Origin of the sequence: Phaeobacter sp. QD34_24 (assembly GCF_028890115.1) — a bacterium.
In the GTDB taxonomy this organism is placed as follows: Bacteria; Pseudomonadota; Alphaproteobacteria; order Rhodobacterales; family Rhodobacteraceae; genus Phycobacter.
The window spans coordinates 1-23,264 of sequence record NZ_JARCJD010000003.1; the positions used below are offsets into that span (position 1 = coordinate 1).

The following is a 23,264-nucleotide window of genomic DNA, read 5'->3' on the forward strand; positions in this document are numbered from 1 at the left end:
ACAGGTGCCCAAAGGTCTTCCTGTCAGCCATCGCACTCGCAGCGCTCGTCATTTACTGGCTATGAGTCCTGACCCTAGCGCGCCTGTGGCACTCTTCGTTCAGTCGGGGGACGACAGGATTGAGACAGAAAGGTAGATATGACTGCTATTCGTGAGCTTGCGGGGGTTGGTCCCGTTCTGGAAAAAGCACTGAAAGCCAATGGCGTGACATCGGTCGAAGCGCTTGCCGCACTCAGTGCCGAAGCATTGGGCCAGGTGAAGGGCATCGGCGCGGCGCGGGCCGCGCGGCTGCAGCAGGCGGCACAGGATCATCTGGCAGGCACAGCGAAGAAGACTGGGGCGGCCACACCGAGGAAGAAGGCGCCAAAACCGCGGGCGTCGGCTGCCGAGACCGGCGCGGACAGGCCCGCACCCGGCGAGAGTGAAGCGCAACTGAATGCCGCCCTTGCCGCCTCCGAAGCGGCGCGTCTTGCGGCCGAGGAAAAAGCCGCCAAGGCTAAGATCAAGGCGCGCAAGGCCGCGAAAAAGGCCGAAGCACTGGCTCTGGAAATGTCTGAGGCACGGGTGAAGGCCAAGGAAAAGGCCAAGCGGGTGAAGGCCAAGGCGCGCAAGGCGATCGAGCGGGAAAAGGCTAAGGCCGAGGCCATCCTGGCCCGCAAGACGGCCGATGGCAGAGCGGACAGCGACGCCAAGCCGGAGAAGAAGAAGCAAGCCAAGGAGAAATCCGCCAAGGCCAAGCCTGCCAAGGACAAACCGGCAAAGGCGAAAAAATCGAAAAAGGCAAAGGGCTGAGCCCGGCGTCTGATCCGCGATCACAGATCGGACAATAAAAAAACCGGCCCTCATCCTTGGGGCCGGTTCTTTTGTCTTTGCGACCGGGGGCCGACTCAGGCCAGGGTGCCCTCTGCCGTCAGGGTCAGCTTGCCGCCGAGATAGGGGGCCAGCGCCTCTGGCAGCTTGACCGACCCATCGGCCTGCTGACCGTTCTCCAGCACCGCGATCAGGCAGCGCCCGACGGCGAGGCCGGATCCGTTCAGCGTGTGCACAAACTCGGGCTTGCCGCCGCCCTCGGGACGGAAACGGGCGTTCATGCGGCGGGCCTGGAAGTCGCCGGTGGTGGACACCGAGGAAATCTCGCGATAGGCATCCTGGCCCGGCAGCCAGGCTTCAATGTCAAAGGTGCGGCGCGCGCCGAACCCCATGTCGCCGGTGCAAAGCACCACGGTCCGGTAGGGTACGCCCAGTTTCTCCAGGATCCCTTCGGCGCAACGCAGCATGCGCTTTTGTTCGTCGTCGGAAGCGTCCGGATGGGTGATCGAGACCATCTCCACCTTTTCGAACTGGTGCTGACGCAGCATGCCCGATGTATCGCGCCCGGCCGATCCGGCTTCGGAGCGGAAGCACAGCGTGTGCGAGGTCATGCGGATGGGCAGGGCGCTGGCCTCCAGGATCTCTTCGGCGACCGAATAGGTCAGCGGCACTTCGGAAGTGGGCACCAGCCACCAGCCATTGGTGGTCTGATAGCTGTCCTCGCCGAATTTGGGCAGCTTATCTGTGCCATACATGGCCTCATCCCGCACCAGCACGGGCGAGTTCACCTCGGTCAGGCCGTTCTCATCCACATGGGTGTCCACCATGAATTGTGCCAGGGCGCGGTGGATGCGGGCAACGGCGCCTTTCAGGAAGACAAAGCGGGAGCCGGAAACCTTGGCGGCGGTCTCGAAATCCATCGCGGCGGCAACGCCTGCGATTTCAAAATGCTCCTTGGGGGTGAAATCCAGTTCTGCGGGCGTGCCCCAGCGGTTCACCTCCACATTGTCGTTCTCGTCGGCGCCATCGGGCACATCCGCGGCCGGGCTGTTGGGCAGGCGGGCCAGCATGTCAGTGAGCTTGGCATCCAGCTCCTTGGCCTCTGCCTGCAGGGCGGCGACTTCGGCCTTCTTGCCTGCCACTTCACTGCGCAGGCGTTCGAATTCGTCATTGTCGCCCTTGGCCTTGGCCGCGCCAATCGCCTTGGCGGCCTTGTTCTGAGCGGCCTGGGCTTCTTCGGCGGCCTGGATCTTGGCGCGGCGCGCCTCGTCAAGGGCCAGCACGTCAGAAGAGACAGCCGCATCCCCACGCCGCGCCAGAGCGGCGTCAAAAGCGGCAGGATTTTCGCGGATCGCGCGGATGTCATGCATGAGGGTGGCTCCTGTCTGAGAGACGATTTTGAATCAGTGCCAAACCTATGCCCCAGCCGCAGCCAAAGAGGAAGAGGGCAGAGCGGGGTTCCTGCCAAGGTGTTGCAGGGCGGAATCTGCACATCATCGCGCTGCCTTTGCCTTGCAACTGCCCATGCCAGCGCATAGGTTCGCCTGCAAAATCGGGGCGCCCGCTGTGGGCCCTCCCAGACAGAAGGAATATCCCCTTGGACGCAAATGCGATTGGCCAGTTTCTCCCGCTTATTCTGATCTTTGCGATCATGTACTTCCTGCTGATCCGCCCGCAGCAGAAGAAGATGAAAGAACACCAGAAAATGGTCTCTGACCTGCGCCGTGGCGATCAGGTGGTGACCCAGGGCGGGCTGATTGGCAAGGTGGCCAAGGTGAAGGACGACAATGAGGTCGAGGTCGAGCTGGCCGAAGGCGTCAAGGTGCGCGTTGTGCGCTCCACCATTGCTCAGGTGCTTTCGAAGACCGAGCCGGCAGCCTAAGGCTCCTGTCCCAACTATCTGAAAAGGCAGGGCAATGCTGCAAATTGATCTCTGGAAGAGGGTGCTGATCTGGCTGGTCTGTGTGGCTGGCCTTGTGCTGGCCCTGCCAAATGCGTTCTACACCCGCGTCGAACAGGCCAATGACGCCGTCACCGCGATCGAGATGAAGGGCGAAACGCCCGAGCGTCTTGAGATGGCGGCGCAGTGGCCGGAATGGATGCCCTCGGGGCTGGTCAACCTTGGCCTCGATCTGCGCGGTGGCGCCCATCTTCTGGCCGAGGTTCAGGTCGAAGACGTCTATGCCGCGCGGATGGATGCGCTCTGGCCCGAGGTGCGCAATGCCCTGCGCCCCGAACGCGACGCGATCGGTACCTTCCGCCTGCAACCGGCGCCCGATGGGCAGATTCGCGTGAAGCTGTCCAAACCGGACGGTATGGCGCGGGCCTTGGAAGTGGTGCGCGGGCTTGCCAATCCGGTCACCAGCCTGACCGGGGCCGGGGCGACGGATATCATCGTGTCGGGCGATGGTGATGTTCTGACGGTCGAGTTGAGCGAGGCCGAGCGCCTTGCCTCGGACGATCGTACCGTGCGCCAGTCGCTGGAGATCGTGCGCCGCCGGATCGACGAGGTCGGCACCCGCGAACCCACCATTCAGCGACAGGGCGCCGACCGCATCCTGATCCAGGTTCCGGGCATTGGCTCGGCGTCGGAACTGAAGGCGATCATCGGCACCACCGCGCAGCTGACCTTCAACCCGGTGGTGGGGCGTGGCAGCGACCCGGACGCCCGTGCCGGAACCGGCAACAAGGTGATCCCCTCGCTGGACGAGGCGGGCACATTCTACACCGTTGAAGCTGCTCCTGTTGTAACCGGCGAAGACCTGGTGGATGCGCAGCCCTCCTTTGATCAGAACGGCCGTCCGGCGGTGACCTTCCGTTTCAACACCTCCGGTGCGCGTCGCTTTGGCGATTATACGGCGGAAAACATCGGATCTCCCTTCGCCATCGTGTTGGATGACGAGGTGGTTTCGGCGCCGGTGATCCAGGCGCATATTCCCGGCGGATCGGGGATCATCACCGGCAACTTCTCCATCGAGGAAAGCACCAACCTGGCGGTTCTCCTGCGCGCAGGCGCCCTGCCTGCCGGGCTGGAGTTCCTGGAAGAGCGCACCATCGGCCCGGAGCTGGGGCAGGACAGTATCGACGCGGGCAAGATCGCGACCATCGTGGCCTTCATCGCCGTGCTGGTCTTCATGACGCTGTCTTATGGTCTGTTCGGTATCTTTGCCAACGTCGCGCTGATGCTGAACGTGGCGCTGATCTTTGGCGCGCTCAGCCTGATCGGCGGCACATTGACCCTGCCGGGCATCGCCGGGATCGTGCTGACCGTCGGCATGGCGGTGGACGCCAACGTGCTGGTGTTCGAGCGTATCCGCGAAGAATTGAAGGCGGGGCGTGGTCCGGCGCGGGCCATCGACGAGGGCTATTCCAAGGCGCTGAGCGCCATTCTGGATGCGAACGTCACCACCTTCATCACTGCGGTGATCCTCTTTGCCATGGGCTCGGGCCCGGTGCGTGGATTTGCCATTACCCTGGGCCTTGGCATCATGACCTCGGTCTTCACCGCGATCTTTGTAACGCGGGTGATGATCGTCATGTGGTTCGAACGGCGCCGTCCGAAAACGATTGAGGTGTGATATGCGGCTGAGACTTGTTCCCGAAAGTACCTCTTTCGACTTTTTCAAACGCTGGAAGCTCTGGCTGGGCCTGTCGGCCTTGATGATGGTGGTCGGGTTTGCCTCCTTCATGCTGCAAGGGCTGAACTTCGGCATCGATTTTCGCGGCGGTACCACCATCCGCACCGAAAGCACCCAAGCCATCGATGTCGGGGCCTATCGTGACGCGATGAGCCCGCTGGGCCTTGGCGATATCTCCATCACCGAGGTGTTCGATCCGACCTTCGAGGAAGACCAGCATGTGGCGATGATCCGGATCCAGGCGCAGGACGATGGCGAGTCGATTTCCGGCGAGGTGATCGAACAGCTGAACGCGGCCCTTGCGACCGTTGCCCCGGATATCAAGTTCGTCTCGGTCGAATCCGTCGGCCCCAAGGTTTCGGGCGAATTGGTGCAGACGGCGGTCATCGCGGTGGTGCTGGCGATTGGCGCGGTACTGGTCTACATCTGGCTGCGCTTTGAATGGCAGTTCGCTCTGGGGGCCGTGGCCGCCCTGGTGCATGACGTGGTGCTGACCATCGGCATCTTCTCGGAGCTGCAGATCAAGTTCGACCTGGCGATCATCGCGGCGCTGCTGACCATTGTGGGCTATTCGCTGAACGACACCGTGGTGGTCTTTGACCGGGTGCGCGAGAACCTGCGCCGCTACAAGAAAAAGTCGCTGGCCGAGGTGCTGAATCTCTCGATCAACGAAACCCTGAGCCGCACCATGATGACCTCCGTGACCACGCTGATTGCGCTGATCTCGCTCTATGTGCTGGGCGGTGATGTGATCCGCGGCTTCGTCTTTGCGATGATCTGGGGTGTCATTGTCGGGACCTATTCCTCGGTCTTTGTGGCCTCGACCATCCTGCTGTGGCTGGGGGTCAAGCGCGACTGGTCCAAACCCTCGACGCCGACCGGCAATCAATTTGCCAATGTTGACGCCTAGATGATGGCAGAGGGGCTCAGCACTGCGCTTGCACTGCCGGGCGTGGTTTGGGTCCTCTCGGTCACCTTCGTGGCGGGGATCGTCTACGGCTTTGCCGGGTTTGGCGCGGCGCTGATCTTCATGCCTGTTGCCACTGCATTTTTGGCTCCGACCCTTGCGGTCGGAGCCTTTTCCGTTTCGGCACTGATCTCGCTGGTCACGGTTGTCCCCAAGGCTGTTCGACACTGCAATCGGATACACGTGGGGCAGTTGGTACTGGCGGCTGTCGTCATGATGCCCTTGGGGCTTTATGCGCTATCCACTTGGGAGATCACCCTGCTGCGCTGGCTGGTCTTGCTGGTGGCTGCGGGGACTTTGACATCGCTGGTCTTTGGCTGGCGCCGCAAGGCAGGCACGGGGTGGCGGGCACGGTTTGGCATTGGCGGTGCATCCGGGCTGGTCGGAGGGGCGACCGGGCTTGTCGGGCCAATCGCGGTATTGTTCCAACTGTCTTCGACCGATGGGCCAGAGCGGGGGCGGGCCAATACCATCGTCTTTCTGACACTGACATCTCTGCTCACCCTGCCGCTGATGTGGGGGCAGGGGATCCTCACTGAAAATGCGCTTTGGCTGGGGGTCTTGCTGATCCCGCCCTATGGGTTGGGCAGCCTTGTCGGGCAGGCGCTTTTTGACCCGGAAAAAGAACGTCTCTATCGTCTTGTCGCCTATAGTGTTATCGCCGCTGCAATTGTTGGTGGCCTGCCGGTTTGGGGATGATATCCTTGCCGGGCGGCAACCGTCGTCGAGAATTCTGGAGCCAGCAGGAGAGACAGATCCATGCGCCTGAATGAAGTCACCTATTCCGACGCCCTGCCGGTAGACGGCTATGGAGAGGGGTTCTTTCGCATCGGCGGCGAGGTACACCATGGCGCCGTTGTCACCGGAGCACGGGGCACCAGCGCTTGGGGCGGCTATGGCGATCACGCGGCCTTGCTGGCGCTGGCTGACGAGATCGATGTTCTATTTATCGGCACTGGCGCCGAGGTGGCTCATATCCCCGCCGATTTGCGCCAGGTCCTTGAGACGGCCGGAATGGGGGTCGAGACGATGAACTCCCCCGCCGCCTGTCGCACCTATAATGTGCTTCTGTCCGAAGGGCGCCGGATCGCCTTGGCCGTGCTGCCGGTCTGATGCGAGGAAAACGTCGGGCGATTTCGTCTTTTGTAAGAACCCACAATGGGATAGTCAGTCATTCATGACATTGAATGTAACCGATCTCTCAATCGCGCGCGGTGGCCTGCCTGTGCTGGAGGGCCTGGGTTTCACGCTTGAGCCGGGCCGGGCCCTGATCCTGCGCGGGCCGAACGGGATCGGCAAGACGACGCTCCTGCGCACCATTGCCGGGCTGCAGCCGCCGCTGTCGGGCCACATCACCGGGGCTGAGGATCAGATCGCCTATGCGGCGCATTCCGACGGGTTGAAACCGGCCCTGACCGTGACGGAAAACCTCACCTTCTGGGCTAGCGTCTTTGGCGCCTCTTCCATCGAACCGGCGCTGGATGCCTTTCAACTGGTCGCCTTGCGCGATCGGCCCGCAGGGGCGCTGTCGGCGGGGCAGAAACGGCGTTTGGGCCTGTCGCGGATGTTGGTGACGGGGCGACCCATCTGGATCATGGATGAACCCACGGTGAGCCTCGACACAGGCGCGGTGGCCATGTTTGCCGATGCGGTGCGCGCGCATCTGGGGCAGGGGGGATCGGCGCTGATCGCCACTCATATCGACCTGGGCCTGGACGAGGCAGAGGTGCTGGACGTGGGCGTCTTCAAGGCGCGCCTGCCCGCATTGGACGATTTCGACGAGGGCTTTTTATGATCGCTCTCTTGATGCGGGATCTGCGCCTTGCGGTGCGTGCGGGCGGCGGCTTTGGCCTGGGCCTTGCGTTTTTCCTGATCGTCACCGTGATGGTGCCCTTCTCGGTGGGGCCGAATTCCGAGCTGTTGACCCGCATTGCGCCCGGCGTGTTGTGGCTGGGGGCGCTGCTCTCGTGCCTGTTGTCGCTCGATCGCCTGCTGGCGCTGGACTGGGAGGATGGCTCGCTGGATCTTCTGGCCACCGCGCCCCTGCCGCTGGAGGGGGTGGTCACCATCAAGGCCCTGGCGCATTGGATCACCACCGGCCTGCCGCTGGTTCTGGCCGCGCCGGTGCTGGGCGTTCTGCTGAACCTGCCGACCCCGGGATTTTTCTGGCTGGTGATTTCCCTGTTTCTGGGCACGCCCGCGCTGTCGGTGATCGGCACCTTCGGCGCGGCGCTGACCGTAGGTTTGAAGCGCGGCGGGCTGCTGTTGTCGCTTCTGGTGATGCCGCTTTACGTGCCGACACTGATCTTTGGCGCCGAGGTGGCCCGGCGCGGCGCCGAAGACATGGCGGTGCAGACGCCGCTGTTGATGCTGGCGGGAATTTCGGCGGCGGTGATCGCGCTATTGCCCTTTGCCAGCGCCGCCGTCTTGCGTATCAATCTACGCTGAGTGAGGGCAGGATGACCTTGAATGAGAGCCACCACTTGAAACACCGGGAGCGGGGAACAAGATAGCCACCATGTCGATCTGGGAATATGCCAATCCGAAGAAATTCCTCTCCACCACGGAAAGGGTGATGCCTGCCTTGTGGATCCTTTCGGGTCTATTGATGGTCGTGGGTCTGGTCTGGGGCTTCTTCTTCACCCCCGATGACTATCGGCAGGGCTCCACGGTCAAGATCATCTTCCTGCATGTGCCAGCGGCCCTGCTGGCGATCAATGCCTGGTTCATGATGCTGGTGGCCTCTCTGGTGTGGCTGGTGCGCCGCCACCACGTCAGTGCCCTGGCCGCCCGGGCGGCCGCCCCCGTGGGGGTGGTGATGACGCTGATTGCCCTGGCGACCGGTGCCATCTGGGGCCAGCCGATGTGGGGCACCTGGTGGGCCTGGGATCCGCGCCTGACCTCCTTCCTGGTGCTGTTCCTGTTCTACCTTGGCTATATCGCCCTGTGGGAGGCAATCGATAACCCGGATACCGCGGCCGATCTCACATCTATCCTGTGCCTGGTGGGATCTGTCTTTGCAGTGCTCAGCCGCTATGCGGTGAACTTCTGGAACCAGGGGCTGCATCAGGGCGCCTCGCTGAGCCTCGACAAGAAAGAGAACGTGGCGGATGCCTTCTCCAACCCGCTTTATGTCTGCATGATTGGCTTTGGCGTCTTCTTCATCGCAATGGTGTTCTACCGCACCGGAACCGAAATTCGCGCGCGCCGGATCAAGGCGCTCTTGGCGCGTGAAAGGCTGGAGGCATGATGCCCGATCTTGGAAAATATGCAGAGGCGGTGCTGTCGTCCTATGCCGCTTCGATCCTGCTCTTGGTGCTTTTGGTGGTGATGACGCTCTGGCGTGGTCGCCGGGTGCGCACCGAGATGGAACGGCTGGAACAGGAGCGGATGAAGCGCAATGGCTAAGATCTCTCCCTTGATGGCTGTGCCCGTCGTGGTCTTTGCGGGCTTTGTCGGCCTGGCGCTGGTGGGCATGTTCCGCGAGGATCCCGAAAGCCTGCCCTCCGCGCGCGAAGGCCAGCCCGCGCCGCCGGTGGTGCTGGAGGCCTTCCCCGGCAAGGAGGGGTTCGACGATGCGACCCTGCGCGACGGGACCGTGAAACTGGTGAACTACTGGGCCAGCTGGTGCGCGCCCTGCCGGGCCGAGCATCCGATGCTGGAACAGCTCGCCGCCGAGGGTGTGCCGATCTATGGCGTCAACTACAAGGACCAGGCGGACAACGCGGCCTCCTTCCTTGAGGAGCTGGGCGATCCTTATACCGCCATCGGGCGGGACGAAAAGGGCCGCATGGCCATCGATTGGGGCCTCTATGGCGTGCCCGAAACCTATGTGATCGATGGCCAGGGCAAGATCATGCTGCGCTTTGCCGGGCCACTGACCAATGCGGTGCTGGAAAAGACCCTGCGCCCGGCGATGGAAAAGGCGGCGGGTCAGTAAGCGGACCACTTGAGTATCAGAGAAAGCGCCCGCCATTGGCGGGCGTTTTGCATTTGCGCATCACTCAAACAGCGATAGGTCCAGATCCATCCCGGTGCCTAGCCAGATGCCGTGATCGCGGTGATCGGCCAGTTCGTCGCCGGTTTCGGGATGGGCAAAGACAATCAGCCCATCGCGGTTCAGTGCCAGCCAGGGAAGGAGGTCTGCAAACTGCTGAGGCGTTGCTGCCAGCTGGCAGGACCACATCGGGTGCGGGCCGACCAGCTTGTCATGGACACGGCCCATCTTGACGCCGAATGTCTCCGCCGCGCGCTGGCACAGTACCAGCGCCTGCTCCACCGTTTCCGCGTCGAAATAGACATGGGCGTGATAGCCGGTGATCTGGCCCGTATCCTTGGTCTCGTTCATTTTCGAAAGTCCTGCTCGTCATCCATCCAATGAAAAGGCGACCCATCGGGCCGCCTTCCCGCATATTTCGTGGCGTCGCTGTTACGATTTCGCCAGATTGCGTAGCACGTAGTGCAAGACGCCGCCGTGTTCGACATATTCGATCTCGGGCGCGGTATCGATGCGGCACTTGAGCGTGATGGTCTTGGTGCTGCCATCGGCGTAGGTGATGTCGCAAGGCACTTCCTGCTGGGGCTCGATGGTATCAAGGCCACGGATCGAGACGGTCTCATCCCCGGTCAGATTTAGCGATTTGCGGGTGTCGCCTGCGGTGAACTCGAAGGGGATCACCCCCATTCCAACCAGGTTGGAGCGGTGGATGCGTTCAAAGGATTCCGCAATCACTGCCTTGACGCCCAGAAGTGCTGTGCCCTTTGCAGCCCAGTCGCGCGAGGAGCCCGCGCCATATTGCTCCCCGCCAAAGACCACCAGCGGAACACCGGCCTGCTGATAGGCCATCGATGCCTCATAGACCGAGGTCTGCTGCCCATCAGGGCCCTTGGTGTAACCACCTTCGACGCCATCCAGCATCTCGTTCTTGATGCGGATGTTGGCGAATGTGCCGCGCATCATCACCTCGTGGTTGCCGCGGCGCGAGCCATAGGAGTTGAACTCGCGCGGGGCCACCTGATGGTCGATCAGATACTGGCCGGCCGGGGTGGTGGTCGCGAAGGAGCCCGCCGGAGAGATATGGTCGGTGGTGACCATGTCGCCCAGGATCAACAGCGGCCTGGCACCTTCGATATTGGAGATGGTGCCGGGTTCCGGCCCCATGCCCTGGAAATAGGGCGGGTTCTGGATGTAGGTGGACTGTGGCGGCCAGTCGTAGGTCTCCGCATCGGTGGTTTCCACCGCCTGCCATTTTGCATCGCCTTTGAACACATCGGCGTATTTCGACAGAAACGCCTCGCGGGTCACGGTGTCCTGTACCAGATCCGCGATTTCCCGGGTCGAGGGCCAGATGTCCTTGAGGTAGACGTCTTTGCCGTCCGGGGTCTGGGCAATCGGGTCATTGGCCAGGTCGATATCCATGGTGCCCGCCAACGCATAGGCGACCACCAGCGGCGGCGAGGCCAGGTAATTGGCGCGCACATCGGGGCTGATACGGCCTTCGAAGTTGCGGTTGCCGGACAGCACCGAGGTCGCCACGAGATCTCCTTGGGCGATGGCGTCCGACAGTTCCGGCTGGATCGGGCCGGAGTTGCCGATACAGGTGGTGCAGCCATAGCCGACAAGATTGAAACCTACGGCATCGAGATGCTCCTGCAGGCCCGCGGCCTCAAGATATTCGGAGACCACCTGCGATCCCGGCGCCAGCGAGGTCTTCACCCAGGGCTTGCGGGTGAGGCCCAGCTCATGCGCCTTTTTCGCAACCAGCCCGGCGCCGATCATCACATAGGGGTTCGAAGTATTGGTGCAGGAGGTGATCGAGGCAATCACCACATCGCCAGAGGACAGGCTGTAGTCTTCGCCCTTGACCGGCACCTCCTTGTCCAGGGGGCGTTTGAAGGTCTTTTCCATCTCCTGGCGGAAGGCGGCCTTGGCGTTGGTCAGCGGCACATAGTCCTGCGGACGCTTGGGGCCTGAAATGGCCGGCACGATGCTGCTCATGTCGAGCGACAGCGTGTCGGTGTAGACCGGTGCGTAATCCGCATCGCGCCACAGTCCGTTTTCCTTGGCATAGGCTTCGACCAGCGCGATACGGTCTTCGTCGCGGCCGGTGTTGCGCAGGTAACGGAGGGTTTCCCCATCAATGGGGAAGAAGCCGCAGGTGGCGCCATATTCCGGCGCCATATTGGCGATGGTGGCGCGGTCGGCCAGCGGCAGACGGTCTAGACCTTCGCCGTAGAATTCGACGAATTTTCCCACGACGCCCTTGGCCCGCAGCATCTCGACCACCTTCAGAACCAGATCGGTGCCAGTGGTGCCCTCGACCAGATCGCCGGTCAGCTCAAACCCGATCACCTCGGGGATCAGCATCGAGATCGGCTGCCCCAGCATCGCGGCCTCGGCCTCGATCCCGCCGACGCCCCAGCCCAGAACGGCAACACCGTTGACCATGGTGGTGTGGCTGTCGGTGCCGACCAGCGTGTCGGGGTAGGCGACTTCGTTGCCGTGCTGATCCACGTCGGTCCAGATGGTCTGGGCCAGGTATTCCAGGTTCACCTGATGGCAGATGCCGGTTCCGGGGGGCACAACGCGGAAGTTGTTGAAGGCGCCCTGACCCCATTTCAGGAATTGGTAGCGCTCCATATTGCGCTCATATTCCCGGTCCACGTTCATCTGGAAGGCGCGCGGGTTGCCGAATTCATCGATCATCACCGAATGGTCGATGACCAGATCCACCGGGTTCAGCGGATTGATCTTCTGCGCATCGCCGCCCAGTGCCTTGATGCCGTCGCGCATCGCGGCAAGGTCCACCACGGCGGGCACGCCCGTGAAATCCTGCATCAGCACGCGGGCCGGACGATAGGCGATCTCGCGCGGGTTCCGGCCGCCGTTGGCACCCCAGTCCGCAAAGGCCCTGATGTCATCCGTGGAGACCGAAAAGCCACCGTCCTCGAACCGCAGCATGTTTTCCAGAACCACCTTGAGCGCGGCAGGCAGTTTCGAAAAATCTCCCAGCCCGGCCTCGGTGGCGGCGGGGATCGAATAGTAGGAAATCGTCTTGCCGCCGAGGCTGAGCGTGCGGCGGGCCTTGGCACTGTCCTGTCCGACGGTGATGGGCATCTTGGCCTCCCTCTGGATGTGATAGTGGGAACTCGCTGAGAAAGTTCTGCAACAGGACCGGGACTGTTTCAATAGAGGAAACGGAGCAGGCAAGGGTTGTCTCTGCGGCGATGTTCATGCCTGCCTGGGCCGTGGAACGGGGGCGCCATCGGTTTTGACACAGCTCTCACCTATGATTGATTGGTCAATCGCCCGTGGCTGGGCTACATCAGGGGAGCGGTGGAAATCCTGCAGGGATTGCGCCGATGATGACGACCAAAGGGACCTAGCACACCATGATGCGTATCGCAGCTTTGACCAGTCTCCTGTGCTTCGCCATGCCAGCCGATATCCTGGCTGAGCCGGTGAAAAATCCCGTGGTGGTGGAATTGTTCACCTCGCAGGGCTGTGCCTCCTGTCCGCCTGCGGATGCCCAGATGCACAAGCTGGCAAAACGACCGGATGTTCTCGCCCTGGCGTTCCATGTGGACTACTGGGACTACATCGGGTGGAAGGATGTGTTTGCCGATCCCGCCTATACCCAACGGCAAAAGGCCTATGCCCGCGCCATGGGGCGGCGGATGGTGCATACGCCCCAGATGATCGTGATGGGGCAGGATGATATCGAGGGGGCCGATCCGTTGAAACTGGCGGATGCGGTGGAGCGGCATCAGGCGCTGGCTTCTCCGGTGTCTCTGTCCCTGGTTGCCGGGCCGTCAGATGTTACGGTTTCGCTGCAGGCCGTCGGGGCGCTGCCATCGGGCGCCATGGTGGTGGATGTGATCCGCTACACCCCCTTGAGCCGGGTCGAGATCACCCGTGGAGAGTTGGCGGGGCGGACGCTGGATTATGCCAATGTCGTTGAAGACTGGCAGCAGGTTGCCGAATGGAGCGGAGACGCCCCGCTGCAGGTGCGCGTGCCGCTGCCCGGTAATCAGTCGCTGGCGGTTCTTGTCCAGCAGGCGGGAAACGGTCCCATCCTTGCAGCGGGGCGTCTGGAGTAGCGCCTAGGTGGGATCCGAAGCCGCAGCAGAGACGGTCGGCGCGTCCTTCGGCGTGACGACATAGGGTTTCCAGCGCCGGTGGATCCAGAACCACTGCCCCATATGCTGGCGGATGACGCCCTCCAGATCATCACAGATCGCACGGGTCATGGTCAGCGGATCCGATGGGGGGATCTCGGGGTTGAGAAGGATCTCGAAATCCACGCCGTTGTCCTTGCGGATGCCGTAGACCGGGATCAGCGCCGCCCCGTATTTCAACGCCAGTTCGGCCGGAACCGTCGAGGTCACCGCCGGTTTGCCAAAGAAATCGATCTCGGTGCCGCCATGGGCATGGAGATCGGCCACGATGGCGATATTGCCGCCCTTTTTCAGATGGCGCACCATTTCGACCATGCCGCGCTTGCCCTGTTCGAACATCGGCTTGCCGTTGCCTTCGATGGCGCGCACGTAGTGGCTGTTGAAATAGGGGTTTGCCATGCGCCGATAGAGGGCTCCCATGGAAAACCCGCGGGCAATCAGCCCGGCGCGGGCGGCATCATAGTTGCCGAAATGGCCGGTCACCAGAATGACAGGGCGGCCCTCGGCCTGTGCCTGTTCCAGTGCGGCAAGGCCCGCGCCGGTAATCGGTGCCGCCTGCGCCCGGCGCAAGAAGGGCGCCCCGGCATAAAGCTCGGCCAGGGTACGGCCGACATTGTCGCAAACCTCACGGCAGAGCCGGTCCACCTCGGCCTTTGACAGCTCCGGGCAGGTCAGGTCCAGATTGTCGCGAATGCGGCGCTCAAACCCCACCATGCCGGACAGGCCTTGGATCAGACGCCCCATGGTGGCCAGGCGCAGGCGATAGGGAATCAGCCTGAGGGTCCCGATCAGGCCCCGCAGAAACAGGTTGCTGACGAAATACTTGGATTTGGCTGCGATGGAGAGTTCGGATGCGGCGAGAGGCATTGCGGTGACAGGCCTGTTGGGCTGAGGTCGGGACAGAGCCTTGCACTTTAATCCTGGCCCAGCCCTGGCGCAAGCTGTCGCGGCCTAGCGATCATAGCCGCCGGGGCCAGGGCGCGCCTGTTGGCGCCCCGTTATTCATCTTCGTCGTCGTCGGTCTTGAGTTCGATTTCGCCGCTGGTCACCAGATCGCGCATGGCGCTGACGATCAGGCCAAAGGCGGCTTCGCCGTCCGATTTCTTGACCTTGCCCCGTTCGGCGACTTCCTCGCGGATATTGGTCGCCATGCGGTTCGACATATTGTCGAGCAGGAATTCGCTGGTGGCCACGTCATCTTCGTCGGTGGCAAAGGCGATGGCGGTGACCAGATCGGGTTGCGCCAGAACACGCATCAGTTTCGGAACATCCAGCGGCTGCATACGCTGTGCGATCAGGCTGTAGGTGTAGATGGCCTTGCGGACATCGGTGGCGAATTCTTGATCCTCTTCCTCCAGCGCGGTCAGCACTTCGTCCCGCTTGGCGGCGGCGGCTTCTGTGAGGATGGCACCGACGCGCTGGCCGGGGCTGCTGTCGAAGGCAAGGTCCGGGCGGGCCTCGACCTGGGCGGCCAGAGACAGGCCGATCCGGTCCACGGTTTCCGGGGTCACATTGCCCGTGTGGCTGACCGCATAGGCGATCCTGCGCGCCACCGGGCCGGGCAGGGCGGCCAGCATCTGGGCCGCCTTGGCGGTTTCCAGTTTGGACAGAAGGACGGCGGCAACCTCGGTGCTTTCGGCTTCGGCGAGCGAGGCAAGGTCTTCCGGCGGCAGCTGTTTCAGGCGATCCCAGGGGTTGCCGAACTGGCGCACGCCGGCCTCCTTGCGCAGGCGGCTGGCGGTCAACCGGCTGATCTTGCCGTCCATGGCGGTCAGGGCACCGGCCAACCCATTGGGGAAGGTCAGGCCGACATTGTCGAGCATCTCGGCAAATTCGCTGGCAACGGCATAGAGGGTTTCGCGGTCGACCAGACGCATCTTGCCCATCTGCTGGGTCAGTTCCATCTGCAATTCGTCGGGAAGCTCTTCAATCGGGATGTCGGCGCCTTCGTTCAGCAGCAACCGCACCACGATCGCCGCTTTTGCCTTGCCGCTGAGTTTGACCGGAGATCCGCCCATCGGGCTATCCATTCCCATACCGCCCATTCCGCCCATAGGGGCAGGCGCGGAAAAATCACCAAAGTCATTTCCGCCTGTCGCCATCGGAAGCGCCAACATCTGGTCGTCTTGCATTCTAGGACCCTTGCCAAAAAGATTCTCTTTCTGTGGGGGTCACATTAGGACAGCAGCGGTAAAGAAAGCCTGAAGCTCAGTAGCTTGATGTTTGCCCGGTCAGTAGCGCCTGGTGCAAGGCTTCTTCGGGCCAGCTCCCGGTTCCGCCACGTTTGCGGATTTCCTTCCACTGGGTCAGGGCCAGGCCAAGTTTTCCTTCCTCGACAAAGCCTTGCCCCATGTAGGAACGCGCCAGGTGATTGTCGGGGTCCTTGGCGATTGCACGCTCATAATACTGGTTTGCAAGGTCCAGATGCCCCAGCTTGCGATGGGTGAAACCCCAGTAGGTCAGAACGCGCGGCGATGCCTGATCCGGCATGATGGCTAGCACCTCCTGGGCCTCGCGTAACCGCCCAGCATAGGCCAGTTCGCGTACCGCGCCGTAAAGGGTGTCGGCATCCAGCGACGATCTTTTTGGATCCACGCATTTGCCGGATTTCTGGTCCCAGACCTTGGCGCCCTTGCACTCTTTGGTGGTTTGCGTGGGTTTGGGGGCTGACCAGTCATCTCCGCCTGCTGCGAATGTTGTGGCAGGGAGCGTGATCAAGGCGGCAAAGAGCGTTGTGCGCATAAAAGAGATCCTTGTAAAAAACAGTCTGCGGCCAGCCTATCCGCAATCGCGGTCGGCGGGGAACACGTTTTCTTGAACAGGCGCCCGGTCGCCCATGTCAGGACAGGCAGCGGATACCAAAGAAAACGCCCCACCAAATTGGCAGGGCGTTCTGTCGCGGAAACCGGAGCGGTCTTATGCGCCGAAGACTCGCTTGAAGATCGTGTCCACATGTTTGGTGTGATAGCCCATGTCGAACTTTTCCTTGATGCCATCTTCGCCGAGGGCGGCAACCACTTCGGCATCGGCCAGGAGCAGGTCCTGGAAATCGAGGCGCTCTTCCCAGACCTTCAGGGCGTTGCGCTGCACCATGGAATAGGCATCCTCGCGCGACACGCCTGCCTGGGTCAGCGCCAGCAGAACCCGCTGCGACATCACGAGGCCGGGGAACTTGTTCATGTTTTCCAGCATGTTCTCGGGGAAGATCAGCATCTTGTCGATCACGCCGGTCAGACGGTTCAGCGCAAAGTCCAAGGTCACGGTGGCGTCGGGGCCAATGCCGCGCTCCACCGAGGAGTGCGAGATGTCGCGTTCGTGCCAGAGCGCCACATTCTCCATCGCCGGGATCACGGTCATGCGCACGAGGCGGGCCAGACCGGTCAGGTTCTCGGTCAGCACGGGGTTCTTCTTGTGCGGCATCGCCGAAGAGCCTTTCTGGCCCATCGAGAAGAATTCCGCGCCTTCCAGAACCTCGGTGCGCTGCATGTGGCGGATCTCGATGGCGACGTTCTCGATCGAAGAGGCAATGACGCCGAGCACGGCAAAGAACATCGCGTGGCGGTCGCGCGGGATCACCTGGGTCGAGATCGGCTCGGGGCTGAGGCCCAGCTGCGCGCAGACATGTTCTTCGACGCGCGGGTCGATATTGGCGAATGTGCCGACAGCGCCCGAGATGGCGCCGGTTGCGATTTCCTCGCGGGCCTGTTCCAGACGTTTCTTGTTGCGGTCCATTTCGGCGTAGAAGCGGGCAAAGGTCAGGCCCATGGTGGTGGGCTCGGCATGGATCCCGTGGGAGCGGCCGACGCGCACGGTATCCTTATGCTCCATCGCGCGCTTTTTCAGGGCGGCCAGCAGGTTGTCCATATCGGCCAGCAGGATATCGGCGGCGCGCACCAGCTGCACGTTGAGGCAGGTGTCCAGCACGTCCGAGGAGGTCATGCCCTGGTGCACGAAACGGGCCTCTTCCGAACCCACATGTTCGGCCAAGTGGGTGAGGAAGGCGATGACGTCATGTTTGGTGACGGCTTCGATCTCGTCGATGCGGGCGACGTCGAATTCCACGTCCTTGGCCTTCCAGACGGCCTCGGCGTTTTCGCGCGGGATCACCCCCAGGTCGGCCATGGCATCGCAGGCGTGGGCCTCGATCTCGTACCAGATGCGGAACTTGGTCTCGGGCGACCAGATGGCGACCATGTCGGGGCGGGCGTAGCGGGGGATCATCGGCAGAAGGACCTTTCGCAATTGCGGGAACACTTGCGCCGGGTCATAGACCGCTCCGTCCAAAGGAACAAGGGACCACGGCCGGGCCGAGACCTATTGTCCGCCCCAACAGCTGTCCCTAGGGTCGTGTCGGTCGTTGCGGCGCGGGCCGGTCTCAGCCCTTGCTGATGCGATCGAAGACATCCTTGTTCTGGCAATAGGCCGGAGCCGCGTCCAGATGGTCGTTGGCGGCCTGCAGGCTGGTACAGCCGCCCTGATCCTCGCAATGGCTGCAGCGCATGATGGCGCGCATCAGCTTGGGGCCTTCATGTTCCGGGTCGCGCGCGATGATCTCGCCCATGTCGATGCCCAGACGATCTGCCATGCCGTTTACCAGATCCGTGCTTTGCTCCAGAGTCTTCACCAGTCCCATTATGCGTCTCCTATCGTGCCTGTTCGGGTGCGATTTCACTCGCGCCGATCATGACGATGAAGCGGGGACCGGCCTTGATATCGATCAAGCGGCGCCGGATTTGCGATGGCAGCGTGTCAAAGCGGGGACTTGTCGATGGTGATCACCCGGGCGCCGCTTTCCAATGTGCGATGCACCGGGCATTTGTCGGCGATTTCCAGAAGCCGGGTGCGTTGCTCGGAACTGAGGCCGCCGCTGAGACAGATCTTGCGGGTGAACTGGTCGATCTTTGCAGGCCCCGAGGGCGCGGCATCCTGGGCGTGAACCTTGTCGTGGCAGACATCCACCGCCACGGTTTCCAGCGGCCAGCCCTTGCGCCGGGCATACATGCGGATGGTCATCGATGTGCAGGCACCAAGTCCCGCTGCCACGAATCCATAGGGCGACATGCCGCGATTGGTGCCGCCATAGGCGAGCGGCTCATCCGCCAGCGCGTGGTGATGCGGGCCGGATTGCACGTCTTGCAGGAACCCGTTCGGATCCGCCTCTGCCACGCGCACCACGCCTTCGGGGGCGCCGGGGGGCGGGGCAGGCGGCGTCATCTCGATATAGCGGCGCGCCCAGGCGGCGATCACCTCGGCGGCATATTCGGCATCCTCGGGGCGGGAAATCAGGTGGTCCGCATCGTCCAGCGTGACAAAGCTCTTGGGGTGTTTGGCGACGGCAAAGATCTCGGCGGCATTGTCGATGCCAACGGTTTCATCGCGCGGCGCATGCATGACCAGAAGGGCGGCGTCCAGCTCCGCCACGGACGGGCCGAGGGCGCTTTTGCGGATATCCTCCAGGAACTGGCGGCGAATGGTGAAGGGACGCCCGCCAAGGCAGACCTCGGCGGCGCCTGCTGCTTCGATCTGGGGCAGCGCATCGCTGAAGTTATGGGCCACATGTTCCGGATCAAAGGGCGCCCCCAGGGTCACGACACCGCGCGCCGAGGGGATGCCCGCCCGCGCCCGCAGCACCGCCGCCCCGCCCAGGGAATGGCCGATCAGCAGGGCAGGGGCCATATCGCGGCTTGCCAGGTACTGCGCGGCGGCAATCAGGTCGGCGACATTGGAGGAAAAACTGGTGTTCTCGAACTCTCCCTCCGAATGGCCAAGCCCGGTGAAATCAAACCGCAGCACCGCAATGCCCATGGAGGCCAAGCGCCCGGCAATGCGCCGGGCTGCGGGGATATCCTTGGAACAGGTGAAACAATGGGCAAATAGGGCTGTTGCCAGCACCGGCCCATCGGGCAGGTCCAGGCGCGCGGCAAGCGGGCTCCCGGCATGTCCGGGAAAACTGATGCGTTCTGTGGGCATTGATGATTGGCCTTTGGTTTTCTCCCGCCTAAACTGCGCCCAAGGACAGGCTTCGGCAAGGCGCCGCCGCCGGATCACACGCGAAGGTGAAGCTGCGGGATCATGGAACGGATCGAAGGGATCGGGCAGTACAAGCCGCAGACCGCGCGCGATCGCCAGATGTGGGAACGATTGTGCGAATTCTGTGCGCATGAGCCGCAGGCCTTTGGCCGCGACCCGCTGACCAGCCATGTCACGGGGTCGGCCTTTGTGCTGTCGCAGGATCTGCAATCGGTGCTTCTGACCCACCACCGCAAGCTGGATCGCTGGCTGCAATTGGGTGGCCATTGCGATGGCATTGCCGATGCGGGCTTCGTAGCCTTGAAAGAGGCCTATGAGGAAAGCGGTTTGGCACGGATCGCGCCGCTGTCGGCACAGGTTTTCGACGTGGATATTCATGAAATCCCGGAGAATTCAAAGGAATGCGCGCATCTGCATTACGATGTGCGCTACCTGTTTCGCGCGGTGGCCGGAGAGATTTCCGTCAGCGACGAATCCCATGCCCTGGAATGGGTGCCGCTGCAGCGGCTGCATGAGAAAACCGATGCCGCCAGCGTCCTGGTGCTGCGCGACAAGCTGCCCGCAGTGCTGAACAATCGGTACTGACCCCGCCGGTTGTGCTTTGCTTGAACGGTGGTTTTGATCGCGTCACAATGCCATTCGCTTTTTTGATCAAATTCGTGTTAGCAGGGGATCATGACAGAGATTCTTCAGACCCGGATCCCCCATAACCCGCTAGAGCCAAAGCGCCTGCCGGGTATCGCCCCGCTGGCTGTTGCCGACTGGCTGACGCCGGATGATGCCTTTGCCGGGCAGATGGCCGAACGCGAACGCCTGCTGGACAGCGCGCGCGATCGCGTCTTGATGCTGGATGAGAGCGGGCGCGCCGCCGCAGAGGAATTGCTGGAACAGGTTCTGGCGCAGCTTTATCCGGATGCAGAGGAAGAGGTGACGCGGCCCGATGGGGTGAAGGTAAGGATTGACCGGAGCGATCCCTTAGGCAGCCTCGGCCGGATCACCCAGCAGGATTTCTGTATCCTGGAAAAGCCCGAAGGATCGGAAGAACACATCCTGACCGGAGCCGTCTTGTGTTTTCCGGCCAGCTGGACCTTGGCAGAGAAAGTCATGCGTCCCCTGACGGCAATCCATGTGCCGGTGGACAGCTATGACGCCAATATCGCCGCCCGCGTGCAGCGCCTGTTCGACGGCGTGCAGCTGGGCAGGCCGCTGTGGCGCTTCAACGCGCTGTGGTATCACGATGCGGCCTTGCACCAGCCCCGCAGCGCGGCTGCGCCCCGGCAACAGCCGCCCAGCGGCGAGGCCGGGTATCTGCGCAGTGAAAAGCAGACCATCCTGCGCCTTCCGCGCACCGGGGCGGTGATCTTTGGCATTCATACCTTCGTGCTGCGGCGCGCCGATGTGCTGGAACAATGGGGCGATCACGCAGAGAGTGATCAGACCCTGCACACGGTATAGGCGCGCAGGGTATCGCCAACTGCGTTCAGGCGGCAGGGTTCAAGGGGCAGGCAGCATCAGCACCTTCGCGGCCGCCTGCACCATCCCCGTGCCCTGCAACAGGCCCACAAAGACGGCGATGGTAAGGATCTGGCTGCGCGGTTGCAGCTGACTGCCGCGCATCAGTTCCACCATCAACACCAGCACCGCGATCGGCGCCGACAGCATGGCGATCAACCCGGTGGCTGCCCAGGTCATGATGTTCTGCCGCGCCCCCTTGTGATCCGTTGAGCGCAGGCCGGTCAGATCGATCACCTGATCGGCAGGCACGGTCGCGATGGCCGCGCGGCGATCACATTGCCGCTCCAGATCGTCCGCCATGGCCTCTACGGGAGTAAAGCCGACATGGACGCGGGGCTTTCTGGGGGCGACGGTCTCGCTTGAGAACAGTTTCTGCGACAGACGCGGCCGAGACGGCGCTTCAAAGGGCGAAGGCACCCGCAGCGGTTTGCGCACCGCCGGACGAGCATGAGACCCCGGCTTGCGCTGGCGTTTGGCAGGTGCAACCGGGCGGCTCAGCCGTGCGACACTTGCAGCCGTATCCGAAGCCTCTTGTTGCGCTGTGTCGTGGTGTTCGAAGACAGCCAGGAAGGTTTCGCGGCTCATGGCCTTGGGGGCATCCTGCCAAAAGATCAGAAGCGGTGACAGCGCTTCGCTCAGCCGTCTCAGCAGAACCGCAAGCAGGAGTTCGGTGATCTCCTTGTCGCTGGCTGCGGGGAATAGACGTTCGATGGTGACATCCAGGAAGATCGCCGGAGCCGGGATCCCCGCCGGGATCTGGAAGCCCATGCGCAGCGGCAGCCGCCGCAAGCGCAGCACGACGCGATACTGATCGCTTTCCAGCTCGATCCGGCCCGTGGCGCGGGTGTTGATCTGCGCCGGGGGGTGACCGTAGTCGTCCAGCATATCGACCGCCTGCACCAGCCCCTGATTGAGCAGCGTGTCGCTGCGGGTCTTGAAGCCAAGCCTGCCTTTGAACCGTTCTGCCTGTATCATTCCCAAGCCTCCTTCAGTCGGGGTGCCTTGAGACCAAGAGTACAAAGGGAAATGGTACAAAGTGAGGCGTTGACTGAGGATTGTTTCGGGATCGGCCCCAATAGCTGCCTATGCAGGTTGGGGTAATTTTAATTAAATAAAATCAATTGAGTATTGGCAGGTCTGTAAATCAGTTCTGAACGAATGAGGCCGAAACCGGGCGGGTCTCGGCCATGTTGATGCCATATAGATTACAATCGCGCCGATTTGGCCGGACTGTTCCTGCAGCCGGGGAAGCGGCGTGGGAAGACCCGCTCAGCCGTCGATCTGACGGCCCATGATGGCCAGCGACTGCTGATAGACGGTTGCGGCGTTCCATTCCTTCAGCACCTTGTAGTTTGGCTCTCCCGGCTGATAGCCCTTGCCGCGTTTCCAGCCCTTCTTGCGCAGGTAATTGGCGGTAGAGGCCAGCGCATCCTGCAGGTCGTAGAAATCGACACGGCCATCGCCACCCCAATCCACCCCGTAGCGCAGCGCATTGCCGGGCAGGAACTGGGTGTGGCCCAGCTCGCCATGTTTGGCCCCCAGCGTCTGCGATGTGATGGCGCCCTGATCGACCAGCTTCAGGGCACCGATGGCATGGGGCTGGAAGAAGTCGGAGCGGCGGCAATCATAGGTCAGGGTCACGATGGCGGAAACCACCTCGCTGTCGCCCATGAAATGTCCAAAGGCGGTTTCCATGCCGTGGATGGCGATCAGCACACCGGCAGGCACGCCGTATTTCTTTTCAAGGGCTGCATAGAAGGCCGGGTTGCGCGCCTTGCGCTTGCGCCCCTGCGCGACGATGGTGGCCGAGCCGCGCAGCTGCATGAATTTCTCAAGACTGTAGCGAAAACTCTTCTGGTTGCGGTCGGCGGCAATGGTGCGGCTGGCGTATTGCGCGCTCCGCAGTGCTTTCAGTCCTTTGTCGCGCACGCCCGCGCGTTTTGCTTCCGCTGCAAAGTCTGCTTTCCAGTCGTTGAACCCTGCCGAGGTGTTGCCGCAGGGCGCTGCAGTAGCGGCGATGGGCAGCAGGGTGGTCAAAGAGAGGCAGAGAACGGGCAAAATACGCATGGCTGTGGCTTTCTTAATGCTGGAACACCGTCAGCCTAGCGTGGAAGGGGCGAAATTGC

Annotated in this window: 25 protein-coding genes; 14 read left to right on the forward strand and 11 right to left on the reverse strand. The window is 62.4% G+C overall.

Features of this window, described 5'->3' with window-relative positions:
- Positions 1-138: 138 nt before the first annotated feature.
- Complete coding sequence (locus tag PXK07_RS02840) at positions 139-792, forward strand: helix-hairpin-helix domain-containing protein (protein WP_274846679.1); 654 nt, start codon at positions 139-141, stop codon at positions 790-792.
- Positions 793-887: 95 nt separating this feature from the next.
- On the opposite strand, the gene serS is transcribed toward PXK07_RS02840, so the two are convergent.
- Entirely contained in the window at positions 888-2,180 is a 1,293-nt protein-coding gene (gene serS / locus PXK07_RS02845) for a serine--tRNA ligase (RefSeq protein ID WP_274846680.1), read from the reverse strand.
- A gap of 227 nt (positions 2,181-2,407) precedes the next feature.
- Here serS and yajC point away from each other — a divergent pair, with 227 nt between their 5' ends.
- The 10 genes from yajC to PXK07_RS02895 all read left to right on the forward strand — a co-directional run bounded on the left by yajC (position 2,408) and on the right by PXK07_RS02895 (position 9,355).
- Positions 2,408-2,692, forward strand: a complete 285-nt coding sequence (gene yajC / locus PXK07_RS02850) for a preprotein translocase subunit YajC (RefSeq protein WP_274846681.1) — start codon at positions 2,408-2,410, stop codon at positions 2,690-2,692.
- A gap of 34 nt (positions 2,693-2,726) precedes the next feature.
- The gene (secD, locus tag PXK07_RS02855; RefSeq protein WP_274846682.1) at positions 2,727-4,388 is read left to right on the forward strand and encodes a protein translocase subunit SecD; all 1,662 of its coding nucleotides are present in this window, start codon (positions 2,727-2,729) and stop codon (positions 4,386-4,388) included.
- 1 nt (position 4,389) lies between these two features.
- A complete protein-coding gene (gene secF, locus PXK07_RS02860) occupies positions 4,390-5,358 on the forward strand; it encodes a protein translocase subunit SecF (RefSeq protein WP_274846683.1) in 969 nt (322 codons plus the stop codon).
- Positions 5,359-6,114, forward strand: a complete 756-nt coding sequence (locus tag PXK07_RS02865) for a sulfite exporter TauE/SafE family protein (protein ID WP_274846684.1) — start codon at positions 5,359-5,361, stop codon at positions 6,112-6,114. It abuts the gene before it with no gap.
- 60 nt (positions 6,115-6,174) lie between these two features.
- The gene (locus tag PXK07_RS02870; RefSeq protein WP_274846685.1) at positions 6,175-6,528 is read left to right on the forward strand and encodes an Mth938-like domain-containing protein; all 354 of its coding nucleotides are present in this window, start codon (positions 6,175-6,177) and stop codon (positions 6,526-6,528) included.
- A gap of 64 nt (positions 6,529-6,592) precedes the next feature.
- Entirely contained in the window at positions 6,593-7,210 is a 618-nt protein-coding gene (gene ccmA, locus PXK07_RS02875; protein WP_274846686.1) for a heme ABC exporter ATP-binding protein CcmA, read from the forward strand.
- Positions 7,207-7,863: a heme exporter protein CcmB gene (gene ccmB / locus PXK07_RS02880; protein WP_274846687.1), complete on the forward strand. Its 657-nt coding sequence runs from the start codon at positions 7,207-7,209 to the stop codon at positions 7,861-7,863. The genes ccmA and ccmB overlap by 4 nt, the downstream gene beginning before the upstream one ends.
- Positions 7,864-7,933: 70 nt before the next feature.
- Entirely contained in the window at positions 7,934-8,665 is a 732-nt protein-coding gene (locus PXK07_RS02885) for a heme ABC transporter permease (protein ID WP_274846688.1), read from the forward strand.
- Positions 8,662-8,823, forward strand: coding sequence for a heme exporter protein CcmD (gene ccmD / locus PXK07_RS02890; RefSeq protein ID WP_274846689.1), 162 nt, complete (start codon positions 8,662-8,664; stop codon positions 8,821-8,823). Before PXK07_RS02885 ends, ccmD begins: the two co-directional genes overlap by 4 nt.
- Complete coding sequence (locus PXK07_RS02895; protein WP_274846690.1) at positions 8,816-9,355, forward strand: DsbE family thiol:disulfide interchange protein; 540 nt, start codon at positions 8,816-8,818, stop codon at positions 9,353-9,355. Before ccmD ends, PXK07_RS02895 begins: the two co-directional genes overlap by 8 nt.
- Before the next feature lie 60 nt (positions 9,356-9,415).
- Here the strand turns inward: PXK07_RS02895 and PXK07_RS02900 are convergent, their stop codons facing one another.
- Entirely contained in the window at positions 9,416-9,763 is a 348-nt protein-coding gene (locus tag PXK07_RS02900; RefSeq protein ID WP_274846691.1) for a DOPA 4,5-dioxygenase family protein, read from the reverse strand.
- An 81-nt stretch (positions 9,764-9,844) separates the two neighbouring features.
- Positions 9,845-12,532 (reverse strand): aconitate hydratase AcnA, encoded by a 2,688-nt coding sequence (acnA, locus tag PXK07_RS02905; RefSeq protein ID WP_274846692.1) that lies wholly within the window; start codon positions 12,530-12,532, stop codon positions 9,845-9,847.
- 275 nt (positions 12,533-12,807) lie between these two features.
- On the opposite strand from acnA, the gene PXK07_RS02910 reads away from it, so the two are divergent.
- A complete protein-coding gene (locus PXK07_RS02910; RefSeq protein ID WP_274846693.1) occupies positions 12,808-13,515 on the forward strand; it encodes a DUF1223 domain-containing protein in 708 nt (235 codons plus the stop codon).
- A gap of 3 nt (positions 13,516-13,518) precedes the next feature.
- Here PXK07_RS02910 and PXK07_RS02915 read toward each other — a convergent pair whose 3' ends face one another.
- From PXK07_RS02915 to PXK07_RS02940, 6 genes are all read right to left on the reverse strand, one after another.
- Positions 13,519-14,460 carry a lysophospholipid acyltransferase family protein gene (locus tag PXK07_RS02915; protein WP_274846694.1) on the reverse strand — a complete coding sequence of 314 codons (942 nt, stop codon included), beginning with the start codon at positions 14,458-14,460 and terminating at the stop codon, positions 13,519-13,521.
- Between the two features lie 131 nt (positions 14,461-14,591).
- Positions 14,592-15,725, reverse strand: a complete 1,134-nt coding sequence (locus PXK07_RS02920) for a flagellar motor switch protein FliG (protein WP_274846695.1) — start codon at positions 15,723-15,725, stop codon at positions 14,592-14,594.
- Positions 15,726-15,801: 76 nt separating this feature from the next.
- A complete protein-coding gene (locus tag PXK07_RS02925; protein WP_274846696.1) occupies positions 15,802-16,335 on the reverse strand; it encodes a tetratricopeptide repeat protein in 534 nt (177 codons plus the stop codon).
- Positions 16,336-16,509: 174 nt separating this feature from the next.
- Positions 16,510-17,814: an adenylosuccinate lyase gene (gene purB, locus PXK07_RS02930; protein ID WP_274846697.1), complete on the reverse strand. Its 1,305-nt coding sequence runs from the start codon at positions 17,812-17,814 to the stop codon at positions 16,510-16,512.
- Between the two features lie 154 nt (positions 17,815-17,968).
- A complete protein-coding gene (locus tag PXK07_RS02935; protein ID WP_274846698.1) occupies positions 17,969-18,226 on the reverse strand; it encodes a DUF6455 family protein in 258 nt (85 codons plus the stop codon).
- 116 nt (positions 18,227-18,342) lie between these two features.
- Positions 18,343-19,563 carry a bifunctional alpha/beta hydrolase/OsmC family protein gene (locus tag PXK07_RS02940; protein WP_274846699.1) on the reverse strand — a complete coding sequence of 407 codons (1,221 nt, stop codon included), beginning with the start codon at positions 19,561-19,563 and terminating at the stop codon, positions 18,343-18,345.
- A 102-nt stretch (positions 19,564-19,665) separates the two neighbouring features.
- Between PXK07_RS02940 and PXK07_RS02945 the strand changes: the two genes are divergently transcribed.
- Together PXK07_RS02945 and PXK07_RS02950 are read left to right on the forward strand one after the other, a co-directional pair.
- On the forward strand, positions 19,666-20,208 hold the full coding sequence (locus PXK07_RS02945; RefSeq protein ID WP_274846700.1) for an NUDIX hydrolase: 543 nt from the start codon (positions 19,666-19,668) through the stop codon (positions 20,206-20,208).
- A 90-nt stretch (positions 20,209-20,298) separates the two neighbouring features.
- Positions 20,299-21,078: a heme-dependent oxidative N-demethylase family protein gene (locus PXK07_RS02950; RefSeq protein WP_274846701.1), complete on the forward strand. Its 780-nt coding sequence runs from the start codon at positions 20,299-20,301 to the stop codon at positions 21,076-21,078.
- A gap of 39 nt (positions 21,079-21,117) precedes the next feature.
- On the opposite strand, the gene PXK07_RS02955 is transcribed toward PXK07_RS02950, so the two are convergent.
- Positions 21,118-22,113 carry a hypothetical protein gene (locus tag PXK07_RS02955; protein ID WP_274846702.1) on the reverse strand — a complete coding sequence of 332 codons (996 nt, stop codon included), beginning with the start codon at positions 22,111-22,113 and terminating at the stop codon, positions 21,118-21,120.
- 294 nt (positions 22,114-22,407) lie between these two features.
- A complete protein-coding gene (locus PXK07_RS02960; RefSeq protein WP_274846703.1) occupies positions 22,408-23,205 on the reverse strand; it encodes a lytic murein transglycosylase in 798 nt (265 codons plus the stop codon).
- Positions 23,206-23,264 lie beyond the last annotated feature (59 nt).

Bases quoted from the DNA above. Each gene is read 5' to 3' on its own strand.
- PXK07_RS02925 (WP_274846696.1), bottom strand. From the start codon at position 16,335: ATGCGCACAACGCTCTTTGCCGCCTTGATCACGCTCCCTGCCACAACA.
- acnA (WP_274846692.1), bottom strand. From the start codon at position 12,532: ATGCCCATCACCGTCGGACAGGACAGTGCCAAGGCCCGCCGCACGCTC.
- secD (WP_274846682.1), top strand. From the start codon at position 2,727: ATGCTGCAAATTGATCTCTGGAAGAGGGTGCTGATCTGGCTGGTCTGT.
- PXK07_RS02870 (WP_274846685.1), top strand. From the start codon at position 6,175: ATGCGCCTGAATGAAGTCACCTATTCCGACGCCCTGCCGGTAGACGGC.
- PXK07_RS02935 (WP_274846698.1), bottom strand. From the start codon at position 18,226: ATGGGACTGGTGAAGACTCTGGAGCAAAGCACGGATCTGGTAAACGGC.
- PXK07_RS02910 (WP_274846693.1), top strand. From the start codon at position 12,808: ATGATGCGTATCGCAGCTTTGACCAGTCTCCTGTGCTTCGCCATGCCA.
- PXK07_RS02920 (WP_274846695.1), bottom strand. From the start codon at position 15,725: ATGCAAGACGACCAGATGTTGGCGCTTCCGATGGCGACAGGCGGAAAT.
- ccmA (WP_274846686.1), top strand. From the start codon at position 6,593: ATGACATTGAATGTAACCGATCTCTCAATCGCGCGCGGTGGCCTGCCT.
- ccmD (WP_274846689.1), top strand. From the start codon at position 8,662: ATGATGCCCGATCTTGGAAAATATGCAGAGGCGGTGCTGTCGTCCTAT.
- ccmB (WP_274846687.1), top strand. From the start codon at position 7,207: ATGATCGCTCTCTTGATGCGGGATCTGCGCCTTGCGGTGCGTGCGGGC.
- PXK07_RS02840 (WP_274846679.1), top strand. From the start codon at position 139: ATGACTGCTATTCGTGAGCTTGCGGGGGTTGGTCCCGTTCTGGAAAAA.
- PXK07_RS02915 (WP_274846694.1), bottom strand. From the start codon at position 14,460: ATGCCTCTCGCCGCATCCGAACTCTCCATCGCAGCCAAATCCAAGTAT.
- PXK07_RS02950 (WP_274846701.1), top strand. From the start codon at position 20,299: ATGACAGAGATTCTTCAGACCCGGATCCCCCATAACCCGCTAGAGCCA.
- PXK07_RS02900 (WP_274846691.1), bottom strand. From the start codon at position 9,763: ATGAACGAGACCAAGGATACGGGCCAGATCACCGGCTATCACGCCCAT.
- PXK07_RS02885 (WP_274846688.1), top strand. From the start codon at position 7,934: ATGTCGATCTGGGAATATGCCAATCCGAAGAAATTCCTCTCCACCACG.
- PXK07_RS02960 (WP_274846703.1), bottom strand. From the start codon at position 23,205: ATGCGTATTTTGCCCGTTCTCTGCCTCTCTTTGACCACCCTGCTGCCC.
- purB (WP_274846697.1), bottom strand. From the start codon at position 17,814: ATGATCCCCCGCTACGCCCGCCCCGACATGGTCGCCATCTGGTCGCCC.
- secF (WP_274846683.1), top strand. From the start codon at position 4,390: ATGCGGCTGAGACTTGTTCCCGAAAGTACCTCTTTCGACTTTTTCAAA.
- PXK07_RS02945 (WP_274846700.1), top strand. From the start codon at position 19,666: ATGGAACGGATCGAAGGGATCGGGCAGTACAAGCCGCAGACCGCGCGC.
- PXK07_RS02895 (WP_274846690.1), top strand. From the start codon at position 8,816: ATGGCTAAGATCTCTCCCTTGATGGCTGTGCCCGTCGTGGTCTTTGCG.
- PXK07_RS02865 (WP_274846684.1), top strand. From the start codon at position 5,359: ATGATGGCAGAGGGGCTCAGCACTGCGCTTGCACTGCCGGGCGTGGTT.
- serS (WP_274846680.1), bottom strand. From the start codon at position 2,180: ATGCATGACATCCGCGCGATCCGCGAAAATCCTGCCGCTTTTGACGCC.
- PXK07_RS02955 (WP_274846702.1), bottom strand. From the start codon at position 22,113: ATGATACAGGCAGAACGGTTCAAAGGCAGGCTTGGCTTCAAGACCCGC.
- PXK07_RS02940 (WP_274846699.1), bottom strand. From the start codon at position 19,563: ATGCCCACAGAACGCATCAGTTTTCCCGGACATGCCGGGAGCCCGCTT.